Source organism: Acinetobacter rongchengensis, assembly GCF_003611475.1.
Taxonomy (GTDB): Bacteria; Pseudomonadota; Gammaproteobacteria; order Pseudomonadales; family Moraxellaceae; genus Acinetobacter; species Acinetobacter rongchengensis.
This window is the reverse complement of the sequence record NZ_RAXT01000174.1, coordinates 1-770: the sequence shown is the minus strand read 5'-3', so window position 1 is coordinate 770 and position 770 is coordinate 1. Positions and strand designations below refer to the sequence as shown.

General features: G+C 46.9%; 1 protein-coding gene. It reads left to right on the top strand.

Annotation, left to right across the window (positions count from 1 at the left end):
• Positions 1-770: acetyl-CoA C-acyltransferase (locus tag D7V20_RS19360; RefSeq protein WP_120385416.1), on the top strand; the 770-nt coding region annotated here is incomplete at both ends.

Below are 770 nucleotides of genomic sequence, written 5' to 3'. Positions count from 1 at the left end.
GACCTTGGTGCATTGCCGATCAAGGCTTTAATTGAACGTAATCCCAGTGTGGATTGGACACAGGTCGATGATGTGATTTACGGCTGTGCCAACCAAGCGGGTGAAGACAATCGTAATGTAGGTCGTATGTCAGCTTTACTGGCGGGTTTACCTGTAGAAGTTCCAGCCACCACAGTCAATCGTCTATGTGGTTCATCATTAGATGCCATTGCCATGGCGGCTCGTGCCATTAAAGCAAATGAAGCCGATTTGATCATCGCAGGTGGCGTGGAAAGCATGTCACGTGCTCCTTTTGTGATGGGTAAATCAGACACAGCTTATGGTCGTAGTCAAAAGATCGAAGATACTACTATGGGCTGGCGTTTTATCAATCCCACGCTGAAAGCGATGTATGGCGTGGATACCATGCCTCAGACTGCTGAAAATGTTGCAGAACAGTTCAATATCAACCGAGCTGATCAAGACCAGTTTGCTCTAAGTAGTCAGCAGCGTACAGCAGCTGCACAGGCACAAGGTTTCTTTCAACACGAGATCATTCCTGTAAGTATTCCACAACGTAAAGGTGATCCGATCATTGTGGATACCGATGAACATCCACGTGCATCAACCACTTTAGCTGGTTTAACCAAACTCAAAGGTGTGGTGAAAGCAGATGGAACAGTGACTGCGGGCAATGCATCAGGAATTAATGATGGGGCGGCGGCTGTATTGATTGCATCAGAGCAAGCGGTTGAACAGTATCAGTTAAAACCTCGTGCCAAGATTATTGC